Origin of the sequence: Dokdonella sp., from assembly GCF_039926425.1 — a bacterium.
Lineage (GTDB): Bacteria > Pseudomonadota > Gammaproteobacteria > Xanthomonadales > Rhodanobacteraceae > Dokdonella_A.
The window spans coordinates 1-18,921 of record NZ_JBDSWZ010000080.1 but is presented as its reverse complement, the minus strand read 5'-3'; the positions used below and the strand labels follow the sequence as shown (position 1 = coordinate 18,921).

The 18,921-nt window shown below is 64.5% G+C and carries 17 protein-coding genes; 6 read left to right on the top strand and 11 right to left on the bottom strand.

Translation table 11 applies throughout. From position 1 onward, the window contains the following. Positions 1–2 precede the first annotated feature (2 nt). A complete protein-coding gene (locus ABIV12_RS05230) occupies positions 3–770 on the bottom strand; it encodes a class I SAM-dependent methyltransferase (protein WP_348056955.1) in 768 nt (255 codons plus the stop codon). 311 nt (positions 771–1,081) lie between these two features. Between ABIV12_RS05230 and ABIV12_RS05225 the strand changes: the two genes are divergently transcribed. Then, entirely contained in the window at positions 1,082–2,323 is a 1,242-nt protein-coding gene (locus tag ABIV12_RS05225) for an MFS transporter (RefSeq protein ID WP_348056953.1), read from the top strand. Positions 2,324–2,376: 53 nt separating this feature from the next. Then, positions 2,377–2,865 carry a peptidylprolyl isomerase gene (locus ABIV12_RS05220; protein WP_348056951.1) on the top strand — a complete coding sequence of 163 codons (489 nt, stop codon included), beginning with the start codon at positions 2,377–2,379 and terminating at the stop codon, positions 2,863–2,865. Positions 2,866–2,942: 77 nt separating this feature from the next. On the opposite strand, the gene ABIV12_RS05215 is transcribed toward ABIV12_RS05220, so the two are convergent. Further along, positions 2,943–3,365, bottom strand: coding sequence for a C40 family peptidase (locus ABIV12_RS05215; protein ID WP_348056979.1), 423 nt, complete (start codon positions 3,363–3,365; stop codon positions 2,943–2,945). Positions 3,366–3,498: 133 nt separating this feature from the next. Continuing rightward, positions 3,499–3,810, bottom strand: coding sequence for a hypothetical protein (locus ABIV12_RS05210; RefSeq protein ID WP_348056949.1), 312 nt, complete (start codon positions 3,808–3,810; stop codon positions 3,499–3,501). A gap of 114 nt (positions 3,811–3,924) precedes the next feature. On the opposite strand from ABIV12_RS05210, the gene ABIV12_RS05205 reads away from it, so the two are divergent. Genes ABIV12_RS05205 through gorA form a run of 4 tightly spaced genes read left to right on the top strand, consistent with a single transcriptional unit; the run spans position 3,925 to position 10,156 of the window. Beyond that, positions 3,925–5,628 (top strand): D-aminoacylase, encoded by a 1,704-nt coding sequence (locus ABIV12_RS05205; protein WP_348056947.1) that lies wholly within the window; start codon positions 3,925–3,927, stop codon positions 5,626–5,628. A 55-nt stretch (positions 5,629–5,683) separates the two neighbouring features. After that, entirely contained in the window at positions 5,684–6,940 is a 1,257-nt protein-coding gene (locus ABIV12_RS05200) for an FAD-dependent oxidoreductase (RefSeq protein ID WP_348056945.1), read from the top strand. Between the two features lie 34 nt (positions 6,941–6,974). Beyond that, a complete protein-coding gene (locus ABIV12_RS05195; protein ID WP_348056943.1) occupies positions 6,975–8,771 on the top strand; it encodes a CocE/NonD family hydrolase in 1,797 nt (598 codons plus the stop codon). 2 nt (positions 8,772–8,773) lie between these two features. Continuing rightward, the gene (gorA, locus tag ABIV12_RS05190) at positions 8,774–10,156 is read left to right on the top strand and encodes a glutathione-disulfide reductase (protein WP_348056941.1); all 1,383 of its coding nucleotides are present in this window, start codon (positions 8,774–8,776) and stop codon (positions 10,154–10,156) included. Between the two features lie 68 nt (positions 10,157–10,224). On the opposite strand, the gene ABIV12_RS05185 is transcribed toward gorA, so the two are convergent. The 8 genes from ABIV12_RS05185 to ABIV12_RS05150 all read right to left on the bottom strand — a co-directional run. Next, a complete protein-coding gene (locus tag ABIV12_RS05185) occupies positions 10,225–12,273 on the bottom strand; it encodes an alkaline phosphatase (RefSeq protein ID WP_348056940.1) in 2,049 nt (682 codons plus the stop codon). A gap of 73 nt (positions 12,274–12,346) precedes the next feature. Further along, positions 12,347–12,958: a hypothetical protein gene (locus ABIV12_RS05180; protein WP_348056938.1), complete on the bottom strand. Its 612-nt coding sequence runs from the start codon at positions 12,956–12,958 to the stop codon at positions 12,347–12,349. A 263-nt stretch (positions 12,959–13,221) separates the two neighbouring features. Next, entirely contained in the window at positions 13,222–14,829 is a 1,608-nt protein-coding gene (locus tag ABIV12_RS05175) for a carboxyl transferase domain-containing protein (RefSeq protein ID WP_348056936.1), read from the bottom strand. A gap of 150 nt (positions 14,830–14,979) precedes the next feature. Beyond that, on the bottom strand, positions 14,980–15,471 hold the full coding sequence (locus ABIV12_RS05170) for a hypothetical protein (RefSeq protein WP_348056934.1): 492 nt from the start codon (positions 15,469–15,471) through the stop codon (positions 14,980–14,982). 106 nt (positions 15,472–15,577) lie between these two features. After that, complete coding sequence (locus ABIV12_RS05165; RefSeq protein ID WP_348056932.1) at positions 15,578–16,756, bottom strand: thiolase family protein; 1,179 nt, start codon at positions 16,754–16,756, stop codon at positions 15,578–15,580. A gap of 173 nt (positions 16,757–16,929) precedes the next feature. Beyond that, positions 16,930–17,067 (bottom strand): hypothetical protein, encoded by a 138-nt coding sequence (locus tag ABIV12_RS05160; protein ID WP_348056930.1) that lies wholly within the window; start codon positions 17,065–17,067, stop codon positions 16,930–16,932. Between the two features lie 20 nt (positions 17,068–17,087). Continuing rightward, positions 17,088–18,245 carry an isovaleryl-CoA dehydrogenase gene (locus ABIV12_RS05155; RefSeq protein ID WP_348056928.1) on the bottom strand — a complete coding sequence of 386 codons (1,158 nt, stop codon included), beginning with the start codon at positions 18,243–18,245 and terminating at the stop codon, positions 17,088–17,090. Between the two features lie 149 nt (positions 18,246–18,394). Next, a partial coding sequence (locus ABIV12_RS05150; RefSeq protein ID WP_348056926.1) for a Glu/Leu/Phe/Val dehydrogenase family protein occupies positions 18,395–18,921 on the bottom strand: 527 nt, incomplete at its 5' end.

The following is an 18,921-nucleotide window of genomic DNA, read 5'->3' as shown; positions in this document are numbered from 1 at the left end:
CCTCAGGGAGTGCGGCACGTGGCAGCGGCTTCATCCGCGATGGTTCTTGATGTTCCGCGCGGAGCATCGGGGTGCAAGCCGCCTCCCTCTTGAGGCGTACGGGACCCGCGTCTCGCAACGATCAGGAAACTGTTGAATGGTGTGTTGCCCCACAGCGGGCGGACATCCACATCCAGGCCGGAAGCCCTGAGTGGCGCCTCGATCTCGTCGCGCAGCGGATAGTGCAGCGGCGGACTGCGCATCCACCGTACCGCGTGGATGAAACGCTCCTGCAACACGGTGACATGAAAGCGCCAGCCGCTCGCGCGCAGCACGTTGCGCGCGATGAGCACGCCACTCTCGGCGACGCGCGCCGCCGCTTCCCGCAGCAGCATCTGCTGATCGGTCGACTGCAGGTAGTGGAGCAGATCGAGCAGCACCACGTGTCCTGAAAATTCCGGTAGTGCACGTGCATCGCCGTCCACGAAGACCAGGTCCATTCCGGCGATCCGCGCGATGCGCTGCGCCTCGGCGATTTTCGGTGCATCGAAGTCGACTCCGAGATAGGCGCCCTTGTACCCGCGTTCGCGCAGATAAAACCCGAGGAGCCCGAGCCCGCACCCGATGTCGAGCACGGCGACGTCGCTCTCCGAAAGAACGCCGGCGACGGCCGCGTAAGCGGGATCCCAGCTCAGCTTCGCGCGGGCGTAATCTCGCTGCCATGGCCAGCGGAAGCGTGCGGCAACCGCGCGGGCCACTGCGCGCGGGTTTGCTGGCGTTTCGGCACTCATCGACGGCATCGCTTCATGCAGTTGACCTTCGACCGACCCAGGTCGGTGGGGAACGACGTTTGCAGCGGGCGCCATTGACCTTCGCAATCATCCGACCGGAATGATTGCGCTTCGCCATCCGCGGCGGCCATTGCGGTGGAAGGTCGGCGACGCATTTGGGCAGGCTCGTTCATCGTCACATTCGGCGGGCGGCCGCTGATTGTGGCCGGGCCGTACAACGGGCGACAAGCGGGTGGGTCTGGGCAGCGCCGGGTCCGACGGAATATCCTGCGCCGTCCCCACGCTCCATCCGCCCATCGACGGGAGTCGCCATGCATTTCCTCGCGATCCTGCGCGAACTCGACACCACCCAGCGCAAGGTCGTGTTCGCGAGCTTCCTCGGCTGGACGCTCGATGCGTTCGACTATTTCCTGCTGGTGTTCGTGATTCCGGAAATCGCGCACGAGTTCCATGTGGGCAAGACCGAGGTCGCGTTCTCGCTCACCCTGACCCTCGCGATGCGGCCGTTTGGCGCATGGCTGTTTGGCCGGCTGGCGGATCGGTACGGCCGTCGACCGGTGCTGATGGTCGACATCGTGCTGTTCGCGGTGCTCGAGGCGGCGTCAGCGCTCGCGCCTTCGCTGACGGTGCTGCTGATCGTGCGCGCACTGTTCGGCATCGCGATGGGCGGTGAATGGGGCATTGGCGCCTCGCTCGCGATGGAATCGATTCCGGCGAAGGCGCGCGGCGCGGTGTCCGGTCTTCTGCAAGAGGGATATGCCGCAGGCTATCTGCTCGGCGGGTTGTGCTACCTGCTGCTGTTCGATCACATTGGCTGGCGCGGGCTGTTCGCGGTCGGCATTTTGCCCGCGCTGCTGGTGCTGTACATCCGCCGGCACGTGCCCGAGTCGCCGGTGTGGATCGCGTCCAATGCGCCGAGCGCACCGCCGCGGCCGGGCTTCATGGAAACCATGCGGGGACGCTGGAAACTGTTCGCATACCTGGTCGTGCTGATGATGTGCTTCAACATGTTCAGCCACGGATCCCAGGACATGTACCCGACCTTCCTGAAGGAGCAGCATCACTTCGACACGCAGACGGTCGCGTGGTTGACGATCACGCTCAATCTCGGCGCGATTGTCGGAGGTCTGTTCTTCGGTGCGTGGTCCGAGCGCGTCGGCCGGCGCAAGGCGATCATCGTCGCGGCGCTGCTGGCAATTCCGATGGTGCCGCTGTGGGCATTTGGCGGGTCAGTCGTATTGCTTGGCGTCGGCGTGTTCCTGCTGCAGGTGATGGTGCAGGGCGCCTGGGGCGTCGTGCCGGTTCACCTCAACGAACTCGCACCGGATGCGGTGCGCGCGACGCTGCCCGGATTCGCCTACCAGGGCGGCAACCTGCTGGCGTCTTTCACCGCGCCGTTCCTTGCCTGGTTTGCGTCCCAGCGCGGCGGCGACTACGCGTTCGCGATGGCGACGTTCATCGCGGCGGTCGCCGTGCTTCTGGCGATCGTCACCGCGCTGGGGCCGGAAGCGCGCGGTGCGCGGTTTGGTGGCGATCCGCCCCTTGCACAATGACGGCGCACGCCCAAACTGCTAGGCTCGCGCGCTTTTTTGCCCTGGAGTGATTCGTGAAGATCGAAGCGAACAAGGTGGTTGCGTTCCATTACACCGTCAACGACGGCGGTCCGGTCCCAGTCGATTCGTCGCGCGACCGCGGTGAGCCGCTGACCGTGCTGATCGGTCAAGGCAACATCATTCCGGGGCTCGAGAACGCACTGCTCGGCCGCGAAGCCGGTGAACAGTTCGAGGTGAGCGTCGCACCGGCGGAAGCCTACGGCGAACGTCGCGCAAACTACACGCAGCGCGTGCCGAAGAAATATTTCCAGGACGCCGAAAACCTGCGTCCCGGCATGAGCACGGTTCTGCAGACGCAGGAAGCCGGATCGCGCATGGTCGTCGTGCACAAGATCGGATCCAGCGTGATCGATGTCGATCTGAATCATCCGCTCGCCGGCAAGACGCTCGTCTTCGACGTCGAGATCACCGAAGTCCGCGACGCCACGCCTGAGGAAATCGCGCATCGGCATGCGCATGGGGCGGGCGGCCACGAGCACTGAGGATCGTCATTGCGGATTCGCAAGCACGTCGTAAATCTGTTTGAGGCGTTGGCTTGTGCCCTGACGGGTTCAGCTTTTCAGAGCACGCGTTTCCCGTACACGAAATGCTCGCGCCACCAGGCGCCGTCGAGGCTGTCGAGGCGAACGGTGCCGCCGCTGTTGGGCGCATGCACGAAGCGGCGTTCTCCGACGAAGATGCCGACGTGGCTCACGCGGCGGCCTTCGCTGAAAAACACGAGATCGCCCGACTGCAGCGAGTCGATCGCGAGTTTGCGGTCTCCCAGTTCGCTCAGATCGTTCGATGTGCGCGGCAGGCCGACACCGGCCGCATCGCGGTAGACGTAGCCGACCAGGCCGCTGCAATCGAAACCGCTTTCGGGCGTGTTGCCGCCCCAGTGGTAGGGCGTGCCGACCAGTGCGATTGCGCGGAACAGCACCGCATTGGCGGCGTTGGCGCGCGGCGTACCGGCGATCATGGGCTTCTGCGCACGTTGCGGCAGGGTGCCGCATGCGGTCAGAACGATGGCGAAAAACAGGGCGGCGACGCGGAGCGGGGAATGGATCACCCGGCGTACGCTCGCTGACGAACGGTCGGCTGTCAATCCGCCAGACCGTTCACGCGGGAACAAATGCTCAGGCGGCGCTGCCGCAAAGTGTCAGTTTTGGACGCGCTTTGACGTCGGCGAGCGGCTCGACGACCGGAGCGACCAGCAGCGAGTGAAGGTCCTTGACGGTTTCCTCGAAGCGCTCGAGGCGGTCGTTTGCCGCAACGGCGACGGCGTTCGGAACGGCGCCGGCGTCCAGCAGGCTGTGCACCATGGCGCGCTGCGGTTCGCCAAAATCCGGATCTTGCAGCGCTTCGTCGAGTGCGCAGACGAGCGCAGCCAGCCAGCCGGAATTCGGTGCGCGCAGCGCGAGCAGCAGTTCGTTCGTCGATACCTTCATGGAAGTAGCCGTCCCTCGTTGAGTCCTGGTGATGACAAATGCACGTTCGATGCCAGTCGCCGCCGCTGTCGTTGCGATAGGCTTCGATCTGGTTCACTTAAGGGGAGGTGCCCGATGCGACGGACGGGAGGATGTGCCGCGATGCTTGCCGCGCTGGTGTCGGCGTGCGCCCATTCCGGTGGCGATCGGCCAGACCGCTACGACCTGATCGTGCGCCACGGGATGGTGTACGACGGTTCCGGGGCAGCTCCGCAACCTGCCGACGTGGGCGTGCGTCGAGACAGGATTGCGTTTGTCGGCGATCTTGCGCTCGCTCGCGGGAAGCGCGAGATCGATGCGCAAGGTCTTGCGGTCGCCCCGGGTTTCATCAACGTGCTCTCGTGGGCGCCCGATTCGCTGATCGAGGACGGTCGCGGCATGTCCGACATTCTGCAGGGTGTGACCCTGGAGATTTTCGGTGAGGGCAATTCCTATGGCCCACTGACGCCCGCGATGAAGGCTGAGTGGCTTGCCCAGGAAGGCGATATCCGTTACCCGGTGTCGTGGACGTCGCTGGCAGAGTTTCTCGCGATGCTGGAAAAGCGCGGCGTGTCGCCAAACGTCGCGTCGTTCGTCGGTGCGAGCACCGTTCGGCAATATGTGCTCGGCAATGCGAACCGCGCGCCATCCGCTGCTGAACTCGAACAGATGCAGGCGCTGGTGCGCACCGCGATGGACGAAGGCGCGCTCGGCATCGGCTCCGCGCTGATCTATTTTCCCGGCAGCTATGCGAAAACCGACGAACTCGTCGCGCTGGCGAAAGCGGCCGCTCCGTCGGGCGGCGCGTACATTTCGCACCTGCGCAGCGAAGGCGACCGCCTGCTCGAAGGCATCGATGAACTCGTGCATATCGCGAAAGAGGCGGGCGTGCATGGCGAGATCTACCACCTGAAAGCGGCCGGTCGCGACAACTGGCCGAAGATGCGCGAGGCGATCGCGCGGATCGACGCGGCGCGAGAGGCCGGTGTTTCGGTCAGCGCAAACATGTATGCCTACACCGCCGGCGCGACGGGCCTCGATGCGTGCATGCCGCCTGCCGTGCAGGAAGGCGGATTGGAGGAGTGGATCAAGCGGCTGCAGGACCCGGCGGTCAGAGCGCGATTGATCGACGAGATGAAACGACCAGGCAAGGACTGGGAAAACCTCTGCCAGGCCGCCGGCGATGCCGGCAACATCATCCTGATCGGATTCAGTAACGAGAAACTGAAGGCGATGACTGGCAAGACACTCGCCGATGTTGCGCAGCTGCGCGGAAAGTCGCCCGAGGAAACGGCGATCGACCTGGTGATCGAGGACCATTCGCGGGTCGGTGCCGCGTTCTTCCTGATGAGCGAGGACAACGTGAAACTCGGCCTGTCGCAGCCGTGGGTCTCGTTCGGTTCGGACGAAGGTGCGTACGCGCCTGCTGGTGTGTTCCTGAAAAGCCAGCCGCATCCACGCGCATACGGCAATTTTGCGCGTGTTCTGGGTCGCTACGTCCGCGACGGGCACGTCGCCACGCTGGCCGATGCGGTGCGACGCCTGTCGGCGCTGCCGGCGGAGAACTTCAAGCTGGCTGGCCGCGGTCATGTCGCCGTCGGGGGCTATGCCGATCTCGTCGTGTTCGATCCCGCAACGATTGCGGACCACGCGACCTACGATTCGCCGCGCGAATTCGCGACGGGAGTCAGCGGCGTGGTGGTCAACGGCATCGAAGTCGTGCGCAAGGGCAAACACACCGGCGCGAAGCCCGGTCGCGTCGTTCATGGTCCGGGTTATCACGGGCCACCGGTGCACTGAGGCGCGACGTCGGGATCCACGAAGGGACTGCAGCGAGGCTTTACAATCCTCGCCCATGACCAATCGACCTGCATCCGATGTGCTGATCCTTGGCGGTGGCGTGATCGGGCTTGCGTGCGCCGTCTCCCTGCTCGATGCGGGACGCAGCGTGACCGTGCTCGAGCAGGGCACCGCGGGTTGCGCAGCATCGCACGGCAATTGCGGCACCCTGACGCCGAGCCATTCGGCACCGCTCGCGACGCCGGACGCGTTGCGCCATGCGATCGGCTGGCTGTTCAAGGCGGATGCTCCGCTGCGCATCCGGTTGCGCCCCGATCCGGCGTTGCTGCGCTGGCTGCTCGGCTTCGCGTCGAACTGTACCTGGTCGACGGCGGTGCGCGCCGCGGATGCGAAGGCACCGTTGCTGGTGCGGTCGCGTGCGCTGATCGAGGACCTGATCCGTCGCGAGAATCTCGATTGCGAGTTTGCCGCGACCGGAACGCTCAACGTGTATCGGGATGCGGCGGGTTTTGAACGCGCGCAGTCGATGCTCGGGCGATTCGCGGAGGTCGGCATTCCCGTCGAAACGCTGGATGCCGCAACGACCCTTGCGCGCGAACCCGCGCTGAAGCCCGGCGTTGCCGGTGCATTTTTCCATCCCGGCGATGCGCAATTGCGTCCCGATCGCTACGTCGCAGAACTCGCGCGTCTGGTGCGCGCAAAGGGCGGCGTCATCGAAGAAGGAACGTGCGTCGGCGCGATCGTGCGTGAAGGCACGCGCATCGCTCGCGTCGCGACCGACCGCGGTGACTTCAGCGGGCGGGAGGTGGTGATCGCGCTCGGCGCATGGACACCGCAGTTCGCGCGCGCGCTCGACCTGCGCATTCCGATCCAGCCGGGCAAGGGCTACTCGATCACCTACACGCGTCCATCCGAATGCCCGTGTCTGCCGATGACGTTGAAGGAACCGAGCGTGTGCGTCACTGCATGGAAATCGGGCTACCGGCTCGGCAGCACGATGGAGTTTGCAGGCTACGACCGCACGCTCAATCGCACGCGGCTCGACGCACTCCGTCGCGGCGCGGCGTTGTTCCTGCGTGAGCCCGAAGGTCCCGCGGTCGTCGAGGAATGGTACGGCTGGCGACCGATGACCCCTGATGATCTGCCCATGCTCGGCCGCGTACCACGGACGGACAATCTGGTGATGGCGTCCGGACATGGCATGCTCGGCGTGACCATGTCGGCTGTGACCGGCCTGTTGGTGCGCGAGGTCATCACCGGTCGACCGACCTCGTTTGATCTTGCGCCGTTTTCCGTTGCGCGGTTTGGTTAGCGTTTTGTCCTCTGCTCAAGGAGTCTCTTTCACCATGCGTCCTCGTTTTCGATTCGCACCACTGTTGTTCGTCACCCTGATTGCAGGGGCACCGCTTGCGTCTGCCGCGGATGCCACGCCGGACGCGGTCCAGTTCGAGTGGGGCGTAAAGATTCCGCTGCGTGACGGCGTGCACCTCAATGCAACCGTGTACAAGCCGCGCAACCAGCCGCAGCCGCTGCCGTGCGTGTTCACGCTGACGCCGTACATCGCGCAGTCGTACCACGATCGCGGCATGTATTTCGCGGCGCACGGATACGTGTTCCTGACAGTCGACGTGCGTGGGCGCGGCAATTCGGAAGGCGAGTTCACACCGCTGCTGCAGGAAGCGAAAGACGGCCATGATGTCGTCGAATGGCTCGGCACCCAGCCGATGTGCAGTGGCAAGGTGACCATGTGGGGCGGCTCCTACGCCGGCTACGACCAATGGGCGAGCGCGAAGGAATTCCCGTCGCATCTCGCGACGATCGTGCCCGTCGCGTCGCCCAAACCCGGCGTCGACTATCCGATGCAGCACAACATGTTTTATTCGTACGACACGCAGTGGCTCACCCTCGTCAGCGGTCATGCGTCGCAGGAAAACATCTTCGGCGACAGTGCGTTCTGGAGCACGCAGTTCAGGCGCTGGTACGAGGCGCACGCGCCGTTCCGCGAACTCGACCGCTACATCGGCAATCCGTCGCCGCATTTCCAGACGTGGCTCTCGCATCCGGCGCAGGATGCGTACTGGGACAGCTTCAGTCCGACGCCCGAACAGTACGCAAAACTGTCGCTGCCCGTCCTGTCGATCTGCGGCCAGTACGACGGTGACCAGCCCGGTGCGCTGGCCTACTACCGCGATCACATGCAGTACGGTTCAGCCGATGCAAAGGCAAATCACTATCTGATCATCGGGCCGTGGGACCACGCCGGGACGCGCACGCCGAAGGCGGACGTCGGCGGTCTCAAGTTCGGGCCAGGGGCGTTGGTCGACATGAACGCGCTGCACGTGTCGTGGTACGACTGGACAATGAAAGCGGGCGCGCGACCGGAGTTCCTGAAGGACAAGGTCGCGTTCTACGTCACCGGTGAAGAGGCATGGCGCTATGCGCCGACTCTCGACTCGGTGACTGCGCGCAACGACACCTGGTATCTCGATTCGACGGCGGGTCGCGCGAACGATGTGTTCGCGGCGGGCGCGCTCGGGCACGACAAGCCTGGCGTCGGCAAACCGGACCACTACGTGAGTGATCCACTCGATGTCGGTTCCGCCGCATGGGAACAGGAGGACTCGCCAAACGGCCTGACCGACCAGCGCGGCGTGATGCTGGCGGCGGGGAAGGCGCTGTTCTATCACTCGCCGCCGTTGACGGCCGACACCGACATCGCGGGATTTTTCAAGCTGTCGGCGTGGCTGTCGATCAATGCGCCCGACACCGATATCGGGGTTGGCCTTGCCGAAGTGAAATCCGATGGCAGCAGCGTGTTCCTCGCGAGCGATTCGATCCGTGCACGCTATCGCCATGACCTGCGCAAGGCGGAGCTCGTCAAACCGGGTTCGATCGAGCGTTACGATTTCTCGCGTTTCACGTTCGTTGCGCGCCGTCTCGCCAAAGGCAGTCGCCTGCGCCTGACGATCGCGCCGATCAACTCGATGTACGCGGAGAAAAACTACAACAGCGGCGGTGTCGTCGCCGACGAATCGGGCAAGGACGCGCGCACCGTCACGGTTACGCTGTACCACGACGGCGCACATCCAAGCGCGCTCTCGATGCCGATTGCGGCGGTGTCGTCGTCGGTGGCGGCGAAGTAGGGATGGCCGCCTCGCAGCTCGACCTCGTCGTCATCGGTGCCGGTTCGGGAGGCATCGCGACGGCGATTCGTTCGGCACGGCATGGCGCGCGCGTCGCGCTGATCGAGTCCGGAGCGCTCGGCGGCACTTGCGTGAATGTCGGATGCGTACCGAAGAAGGCGATGTGGCTTGCCGCCGAACTGGCCGACGCCCAGCGCATCGCGAAGGAGGTCGGCTTCGCGCTCACGCCGGGCGCGCTCGACTGGTGCGAATTCGTGCGTCGCCGCGACGGCTACATATCGAACATCCATGCCAGTTACTGCGCAAAGCTCAAGGAGCTCGGGGTGCGCCTTGTCGATGCGCGGGCGCGCTTCGCCACAGCCGATTGCGTGGTCGCCGGCGACGATGCGTTCTCCGCGCCGCACATCGTCATCGCGACCGGCGCACGGCCGCAGCGACCCGCTGCGCCAGGCGCCCAACTCGGCATCGATTCGGATGGATTCTTCGCCCTTCGATCCTTGCCCCGCCGTATCGCGATCGTCGGAGGCGGCTACATCGCGGTCGAGCTCGCCGGTGTGCTGCAGACACTCGGTGCGCAGGTCAGCATCTTCGCGCGCGGCGCTCGATTGCTGGGCGCGTTCGACCACGAGCTCACCGACGCGCTCGCGCAAATGATGCGCTCGCGTGGCGTCGACCTGCGTCTGCGCGAGAACGTCGACGGGGCCACACGCGACGACGACGGTTATGCGCTGACTCTCGGCAGCGGCGCGCGCGCAACGGGGTACGACGAACTGATCTGGGCAACAGGACGCGCGCCGAACAGCGGCGACATGGGACTCGACAACATCGGCGTTCGGCTTGATGCGCAAGGCTACGTCATCGCGGATACGTGGCAGGACACCAATGTCGCGGGGATCCACGCGCTCGGCGACGTTACCGGCCAGCTGGCATTGACGCCCGTCGCGGTCGCCGCCGGGCGCAAGCTCGCCGATCGTCTGTTCGGCGGAATGCCCGAGTCCCGTCTCGACTACGTCGACGTGCCGACGGTGGTGTTTTCGCATCCCCCGCTCGCGACGGTCGGTTGCAGCGAAGAGGAAGCACGTCGTCGTTATGGCGACGACACGCGCGTCTATCGCACGCGCTTCCGCCCGATGCTCGCGGCGCTTGGCGCGAGCGAATACCGAACCTTCATGAAGCTCGTCTGCGCGGGAGAGGACGAACGCGTGGTCGGCATCCATATCCTCGGCCAGTCGGCTGACGAGATGCTCCAGGGATTTGCGTTTGCCTTGAAGGCCGGCGCGCGCAAGCGCGATCTGGACGCAACGGTTGCGATCCATCCGACCAGTGCGGAAGAGCTCGTGCTGATGAGCGAACCCGGCGTTGCATTCGTGGGTGCCGCAGACTGAGACCTCGGCATGCGTACCGGAAACGCCGGCCGCGCAAGCGCGGCCGACGGACCTCTGGTTGCCGCGGTCTACTCGACGCCGCCAACGGCTGCCTGGCCGATATTGAAGAACACATCGGTGTTGTCCATCAGGCCATGGAACAACGATGCTCCGCGCCCGAACGTCGACAGCGGAATGTCGGTGGCGGTGTGCACCGCCTGGTCGCCTGCGACCTGACCGGTGATCAGATATCCGGCGTCGCTGTTGCGCACGTTCGGATCGGCGGGAGACTGCGCCGGCGGGAACGGCTGCTGCGTGTCCTTGGTCGGAAACGCGCTGGACAGCCACGTTTCGTAGCGGTCCGCGTTGGCGCCATAGCCGATCAGCAACTTGTGATCGATCTGCGTGGTCAGCGGATACCCGTCGGCCCCAAGCGTGTACTTGGGAAAACCGGCCGCGTCGTAGGTGCCGACGACCGTCTTGCCCGCATCGGGTTGCGAGCGCAGCGCGGCCGCGGTGGTGGTGGCGGCACCGATGATCGCGGCTCCGGAGCATTCGTGATCGGCCGTGACGATGACGAGCGTGTCCGGATTCTTCTCGGCGAATGCCTTTGCCACGGCGACTGCGCGATCGAACTCGATCACTTCGAGAACCCAGCGATCCGAATCCATCAGGTGCGCCTGCTTGTCGATCGACGCCCCTTCGATCATCGCGACGAAACCTTTCGGGTTCTTCGACAGCACGCGTAACGCCTTGTCGGTCATTTCATCCAGCATGGGCTGGTCGGGAAATCCGAACGCATCCACCACCGCGGAGTCACCGCGACGCGCATTGATCTTGTCGTACGACACATTCATGTTCGAGTACGCGAACAGCCCGAGCAGGCGATCGGGTGTGCTGCTGACGAATGCGGCCTCAAGCGCGGTGTTGTCCGGCGTATAGGCGAACCCGGCCGACTGGAAGTCGCCAATCAGGTCGCGTTCCGGATCGAGCGCTCCGCGACTCGCTCCCCATCCGTTCACCACGTCGTCGGACAACACATAGTCGTTTGCCGCGCGCCGCTGCGAGCCGTTCGTCGCTTGCGGCGACACGCTGTTCGAAGGATTCGGCAGGAACCACTTGCGACCGCCGCCCATCAACACCGTCAGCCCGGTCAGTCCGCGGTCATCGAGGAACTGGTCGACGATACCCGTCCCGTTGCCGCGCGCGGACGTGTGCACGGCATTCGCGGCGGGTGTCGCGTCGAACACGTCGGCTGTGGTGACCACCCCGAGCGATTTTCCCTGCAGCGAGTGCAGGTATTCGGAGAGGTATTCGACGCGCGGATTGTCGAACGCATCGAGCGTGTCGTCGGGGAACACGCCTTCCTGGTTGTTGTTGGCCTTGTTGCCGGTCACGTAGTTCTGCATGCCCGGCGCCGAATCGGTCACGATCGAGTTCAGCGATGCCGTCATCACCATGCCGCCGTAGGGGAACGTGTCCATCGCGAGGCGTTCGTTGACCTTGCCCTGAGAATAGCCCTTGGCCATGATCCGCCCGGCTGTTCGCTGCGCGGCACCCATGCCGTCACCGAGCAGGATGATGATGTTCTTCGCGGTGTGGCCACCCAGTTGATCGATGCCGACGATCTCGAAATTGCCGGTCGCACGAACCAGCGTTCCGTCGGTCTGCTGCGCGACGACCTCCAATGTGTGCACGCCGGCGATGCCCTTGGAGAATGCGCGTTGCGAGATGACGGCACTGTTCTGCGGCAGACCGGCGACAAGGTGGCAACCCGGTTTGCCGGTGGTCTTGCCCGTTGCGGCATCGACGCAGACGGACGCGTCTCCGGTTTCGGTCACGATGCTGGTGCGCGCAAGTCCCGCCGCGCTTCCACGGTTTGTGATGGTCTGTCCGTCGACCGAGAACGCGAAATTGACGATCGCCTGACCGCCATCGGGCTGGACGGTCGCCTGCAGGTCGAACAACTGGCCGGGAAGAAAGCGGGCGATGACAGGCGCTGGATTGCCTGACGTGAAGAGCTCGCTCGGAGGGACCAGGCGCGACACCGTGGCGGCATGCGCGTTGAGCGCGGTGGCGGTCAGCGCGGTGGCGATCAGCATGACGATGCTGCGGCGTGCGAGATGGATCGAAGGCATGGTGCGGTCCCCAGTGATGGAATCGGATGTGTGGATCGGCGCGCGGTTGAGCGCGTCGTTGAAGCTGTCTGTGTCAGCGCTGCTTCCGCGCGTCGTTCGCCCGGTCGGCAGACGAGGCCGCCTTGGCAACCTTGCGCAACAAGCGCTCGGGCGTTGCGTCGAGCACGAGCCGCGCAGGAGTCGCTCGACCTGTCGCGGCATCGGTCTGCATGCCAACGCGTAGCGTGCCGGTCAGTTGCAGCAGCCCGGGCAGGGCGGGCACCACGACGCCGCGTGACGTGGGAAGCTCGACGCGCAGTGTGCTCGGAGGCAGGTCGTCGGCGAGCGATTCGTCCTCGTCACCCAGCAATACCGGGAGAGGCGACAGCAGAAACGAATCCGCGATCCGCGCGTCCTGCTGCACCATGTAGCCGACAATGCGCACGCGCTTGCCGTCGAGGTCGAGCAGACGGGCCGTGGGCTCAAGGCCTCTTGGGCCAGCCGGCAACTTGAACACGTCCTGGAACTTGAGTTCATTGACGCCGGCGGAAGGGGCGGCAAGCTTTCCGCGGACAGACAGAGCGGCCGGCACGCGAAGCGACTCGTCGTCGATCCGCGAAGCGGCCAAAGACGATTGCGCCATGAGGCCGAGCAGAAGCACGCCGAGCGCGGTTGCGCGGACGAAAAACAAACGGACGTGGATCATCGAATTCCCGGAAGCTGCGATCCGGCACGACGACGTCGTGCTGGCTCGCCTACGCTAACGACCGGCGATGAAACTTTTTTGAAAGTTGCGTGACGGTTCCGCGTGATCGGCAGACGACTTGATCGTCATCGTTGCGCATTGGAAGTCGTAGGCTGGACGACCGCACAGGTCGGCCGGCGCACTCAGTCGCGCCTGTCTCAGAAAAACGCCGGCCGCAGAAGGCGCGTCCGGCCTGCGAGTTCGCACGCGCGCCGACGCATCGCCTACATCCGAAAGACGCCGAACCGTCCCGGTTCAATCGGCGCATTGAGGCTCGCCGACAACGCCAATCCGAGCACTCGCCGCGTATCGACCGGATCGATGATGCCGTCGTCCCACAATCGCGCAGTGGCGTAATACGGGTGGCCCTGGCGTTCGTATTGCTCGCGAATCGGTGCCTTGAACGCGTCTTCCTCGTCCTTCGTCCAGGTCTTGCCAGCGGCTTCGATACCATCCCGCTTCACGGTTGCGAGCACGCTTGCGGCCTGCTCGCCGCCCATCACGCTGATGCGCGCATTCGGCCACATCCACAGAAAACGCGGCTGATAGCCGCGGCCGCACATTGCGTAATTGCCGGCGCCAAAGCTGCCGCCGATCACCACGGTGAATTTCGGAACGTGCGAGCACGCGACTGCAGTGACCATCTTCGCGCCGTCCTTCGCGATGCCGGCCTGCTCGTACTTCTTGCCGACCATGAAGCCGGTGATGTTCTGCAGGAACACCAGCGGCACGTTGCGCTGATTGCACAGTTCAATGAAATGCGCTCCCTTCAGCGCGCTCTCGGCGAACAGGATTCCGTTGTTGGCGACGATGCCGACCGGGTATCCGTGGATGTGCGCAAAACCGGTGATCAGCGTCTTGCCGTAGCGTGCCTTGAATTCCTGCAGTTGCGACCCGTCGACGATGCGCGCAATCACCTCGCGCATGTCGAACGGAATGCGCGTGTCACGCGGCACGCAGCCATAGAGTTCCTCCGCCGCATAAAGAGGCTCGGACGGTTCGCGCAACGCGAGCGTCACGTTCTTGCTGCGATTGAGGCTGGCGACGATTCCGCGCGCAATGTCGAGCGCGTGCGCGTCATTTTCCGCAAGATGGTCGGCGACGCCGGAGATCGAGGTATGCACGTCCGCGCCGCCGAGCGCTTCTGCGTCGACCACTTCGCCGGTGGCGGCCTTCACCAGCGGCGGACCGCCGAGGAAGATGGTTCCCTGTTCGCGCACGATGATCGTTTCGTCGCTCATCGCCGGCACGTACGCGCCACCGGCGGTGCACGATCCCATCACCACCGCGATCTGCGGAATGCCGAGCGCGCTCATGCGTGCCTGGTTGTAGAAGATCCGCCCGAAGTGCTCCTTGTCGGGAAAAACCTCGTCCTGCAAGGGCAGAAACGCGCCGCCTGAGTCCACCAGGTACACGCACGGCAGCCGATTCTCGAGTGCGACTTCCTGTGCACGCAGATGCTTCTTCACGGTCATCGGAAAGTACGTGCCACCTTTGACCGTCGCGTCGTTCGCGATGACCAGCACTTCGATTCCGTTCACGCGACCGATGCCCGTGATGACGCCCGCACAGGGCGCCGCATCGTCGTACATGCCATGTGCGGCAAGCGGTGACAGTTCGAGGAAGGGCGATCCCGGATCGAGCAGTCCACGGATGCGCTCACGCGGCAGCAACTTGCCACGTTCGGTGTGTTTCGTGCGGGCTTTCTCGCCACCGCCCAGCGCAACGCGCGCCAGTTCGCTGCGCAAATGCCCGACGGTTTCGCGCAACCGGGCCGCGTTGTCCCGGAAGTCCGGGCTGCGTGTGTCAATCGTGCTTTCGATGGGCGTCATGCGAGGTCCTGCGGCGGCGAACGCGCATCAAAACATAGCGGCCGACTTTGCGGAAGCGGGCGACGCGCGCATTCGCCCGGTCGGAAACGCAACCGGCCGCACTGGGCGGCCGGCGCGCATCACGTTCGCGCGGGAATCCGCGCGTTGCGATTACTCCTTCTTTGCAGCGTCCTTCGCCGCTTCCTTCGCCTTGTGCGCGGCTTCGACGGTGTCGTGACCGACTTCCTTCGCGCCTTCCTTCACTTCGTGGCCGGCTGCGGCGGCCGCGCTCATCGCGGAGTTCGCGCTGGCCTTCATCGCCGCGCCTGCATCGTGGGCGGCTTCCTTCGTTGCGTCGACCGCGTTCGCTGCCGATTCCTTCGCCTTGTCGGCTGCGCTCTGGCTTTCCTCGGTGGCGCCTGCAGCGGCGCTGTTGGCTTCTGCCGAGGCCTTCGCCGCCGCATTCTTCGCAGCGTCCGCAGCAGCGGCGGTTGCATCTGCCGCCTTCTTCGCCGCCGCTTGCGCATCCGCCATCGCCTGCTTTGTCGCGATAGCGGCCTTGTCCGCCGATTCCTGCGCCTGCTTCTGGCTGTCATCGCAGGCGTTGAGCCCGACGACCAGCAAAGTCGCGAGTGCCAGCTGTTTCAGGTTCGTCAATTTCATGGAGCAACCCTCCCGTTGGTGTTGCCGGTCCGGGTCGCGCATGCACGCACCCCTCGCCGACGAATGGACGGACGACATCGTCCGTCGTGAATGCATCGCTTCGCAGTCAAACCAGCTCGACTGCGATCGCCGTCGCTTCCCCGCCGCCGATGCACAGTGTCGCAATGCCGCGCTTGCCGCCCCGCTTGCGCAACGCATGGATCAGCGTGACGACCAGGCGTGCACCGCTGGCGCCGATCGGATGGCCAAGCGCCGTGGCGCCGCCGTTGACGTTGAGCTTTTCGTGCGGAATGCCGAGTTCCTTCATTGGCGTCATCGCAACGACCGCGAATGCCTCGTTGACCTCGAACAGGTCGACGTCGCCGATGTTCCAGTCGATGCTCTTCAACAGCTTCTGGATTGCACCGACCGGCGCAGTGGTGAACCATTCCGGTTCCTGCGCATGCGTCGCGTGGCCGACGATGCGCGCGAGTGGTTTGATACCGCGCTTCGCCGCGTCGTCCGCGCTCATCACGACCGTCGCCGCTGCGCCATCGGAAATGCTCGACGAACTCGCTGCCGTCACCGTGCCGTTTTCTTTGCGGAATGCGGGCTTGAGGGTCGGGATCTTCGCGATGTCCGACTTGCCGGGCTGCTCGTCGGTGGCGTATTCGACGTCACCTTTTCGCGTGCTGACCTTCACCGCAACGATCTCGTCGGCGAACGCGCCCGACGCAATTGCCGCCTGTGCGCGCTTGACCGATTCGATCGAGAACGCGTCCTGCTGCTCGCGCGTGAAGGTGTACTTGTCGGCGGTCTCTTCGGCGAAGACGCCCATCGACTTGCCGTCATACGGATTGACGAGGCCATCGCAGGCCATGTGGTCGACCGCCTCGAAGTTCCCGTAGCGCGTGCCTGTGCGCGAGTTCGGAATCATGTGCGGCGCATTGGTCATCGACTCCATGCCGCCGGCAACGACGATCGATGCGGAACCTGCCTTGATCAGATCATGCGCAAGCATGATCGCCTTCATGCCCGAACCGCACACCTTGTTGATTGTGGTGCAGCCGGTCGATGTCGGCAGTCCCGCTGCAAGTGACGCTTGACGTGCCGGCGCCTGGCCGAGATTGGCTGGCAGCACGCAACCCATGATCACTTCGGAGACGTCGGCTGCGGCGACGCCGGACTGCTCGAGCGCGGCCCTGATCGCGGCGGCTCCGAGGGTCGGCGTTGGCACACCGGTGAACTGGCCGAGGAAGGAACCGATCGCGGTGCGCTTGGCACCGACGATGACGATATCGGACATGAAACCTCCACAAGATGTCGAACGGGAACGCCGGATATGGGGGCGGTACGAACGTGATGGAAGCGCACCGCCGAAACAGCGGGATTATGCGCGTGCCCTTGCGACGCGGCAATGAAGGGCCCATCGCCGTTGTCGTCGTCCGGAGTTCTTGTGACAGCGGCGGCTGCAGCCAGTCATCGGATAGTTGGCAGACCTTTCTGCAAGAGCGCTTTGTGCGGGAGCGGCTTCAGCCGCGACGATTTTTTCAGCGTGACGAGAATTGCGGCTGAAGCCGCTCCCACAAAATCGTTGGCGCCGATGCGTCGATTCATCGGCCCGAAGGTTGCGCAGGTCAGGACTTGCCGTGAAACAACTCGCGACCAATCAGCATGCGGCGAATCTCGTTCGTGCCTGCGCCGATTTCGTAGAGTTTCGCGTCGCGCAAAATGCGGCCCGTCGGGTATTCGTTGATGTAGCCGTTGCCACCCAGCGCCTGGATCGCCTCGAGCGCAACCTGCACCGCACTGGTCGATGCATGCAGCAGGCACGATGCCGGATCGATGCGCGATTTGATGTCGCGGTCGTAGTCCTGCGCGACCATGTAGGCGTACGCGCGCGAGGACTGCAATGCCGTATACATGTCGGCGAGCTTCGCCTGCATGATGCCGAACGTTCCAATGGGTGCGTTGAACTGCTTGCGCTCACGCACGTAGGGCAGGGTGGCGTCGAGCGCCGCCTGCATCAGTCCGATCGGTCCGCCTGACAACACGAGGCGTTCGGTGTCGAGCCCGCTCATCAGCACGCGCACGCCTTCGTTGACTTCGCCGACGCGGTTCGCATCGGGAATCTCGCAGTTGTCGAACACCAGTTCGCAGGTGTTGGAGCCGCGCATGCCGAGCTTGTCGAGCTTCTGTGCGGTCGAATAGCCCTTCATGCCTTTTTCGACGATGAAGGCAGTCATGCAGCGCGACCCGGCCGGTCGATGCGCGGTGCGCATGTAGACGAGCGCAACGTCGGCGTCAGGACCGTTGGTGATCCACATCTTGGAACCATTGGCGATCCACACGTCGCCCTTCAACTCGGCACGGCAGGTCATCGATCCAACGACGTCGGAACCGGCCCCCGGTTCGCTCATCGCGAGCGCACCGACGTGTTCACCGGAACACAACTTCGGAAGATACTTCTTCTTCTGTTCCTCGCTCGCATTCTTTGCGATGTTCTGCACGCACAGGTTCGAGTGCGCGCCGTACGACAGTCCGACCGAACCGGACGCGCGTGAGATCTCTTCCATCGCGACCAGATGCGCGAGATAGCCCAGATCCGATCCGCCGTATTCGCCGGCCACGGTCACGCCGAGCAGGCCCATGTCCCCGAATTTCTTCCACAGGTCGGACGGAAATGCATTGTCGCGATCGATCAGGTCTGCGCGCGGCGCGATTTCCTTCTCCGCAAACGCGCGCACGCTTTCACGCAGCAGGTCGATGTCTTCGCCGAGGGGGAACGGTTTCATGGGCAGCGCCGTGAGTCGGAGTTGGAATTCGGAGATTCGTCAGGCTGTCGCCGCGGGTCCGGCTGTGTCCGACAGGCCGGACGCGCTTGCGCGGCCGGCAGTCGGGGCGCCGGCCGCGCAAGCGCGTCCAGCCTACGACGCAGCGCCAGTCATTGTCCGCGCATGCGCCCGAGGAATCGCGGCCCGTTGTTGCCCATCGTCGGCAGCTTGATCTTGCCGATTGCGAGGATGCGTTCTTCGGCCATGCGGTCGGCGGCCTTGTAGGTCGGGATGCCGTCGCGCTCGGCGATCTGGAAGATGCGCGAGAGGTTGTGGTAGATGGTGCGCATCATGCGCATTGCGCGTTCGCGGTTGTAGCCGTCGATCTCCAGCGACACGTTCATCACGCCGCCGGCATTCACTGCGTAGTCGGGCGCGTACAGCACGCCGCGCTTCATCAGCTCGTCGCCGATTTCGTCGGTTGCGAGCTGATTGTTCGCAGCGCCACAAACGACCTTTGCCTTGATGCGGTCGATGGTCTTCTCGTTGAGCGTGCCGCCGAGCGCGCATGGGCTGTAGACATCCGCGTCGACGTCGTAGATCTCGTCGAGACCGACCGCGGTGCAGCCGTGGTCGTCGACCGCCTTCTGCACGAGTTCCTTGTTGATATCGGTGACGAACACCTTCGCGCCGAGCT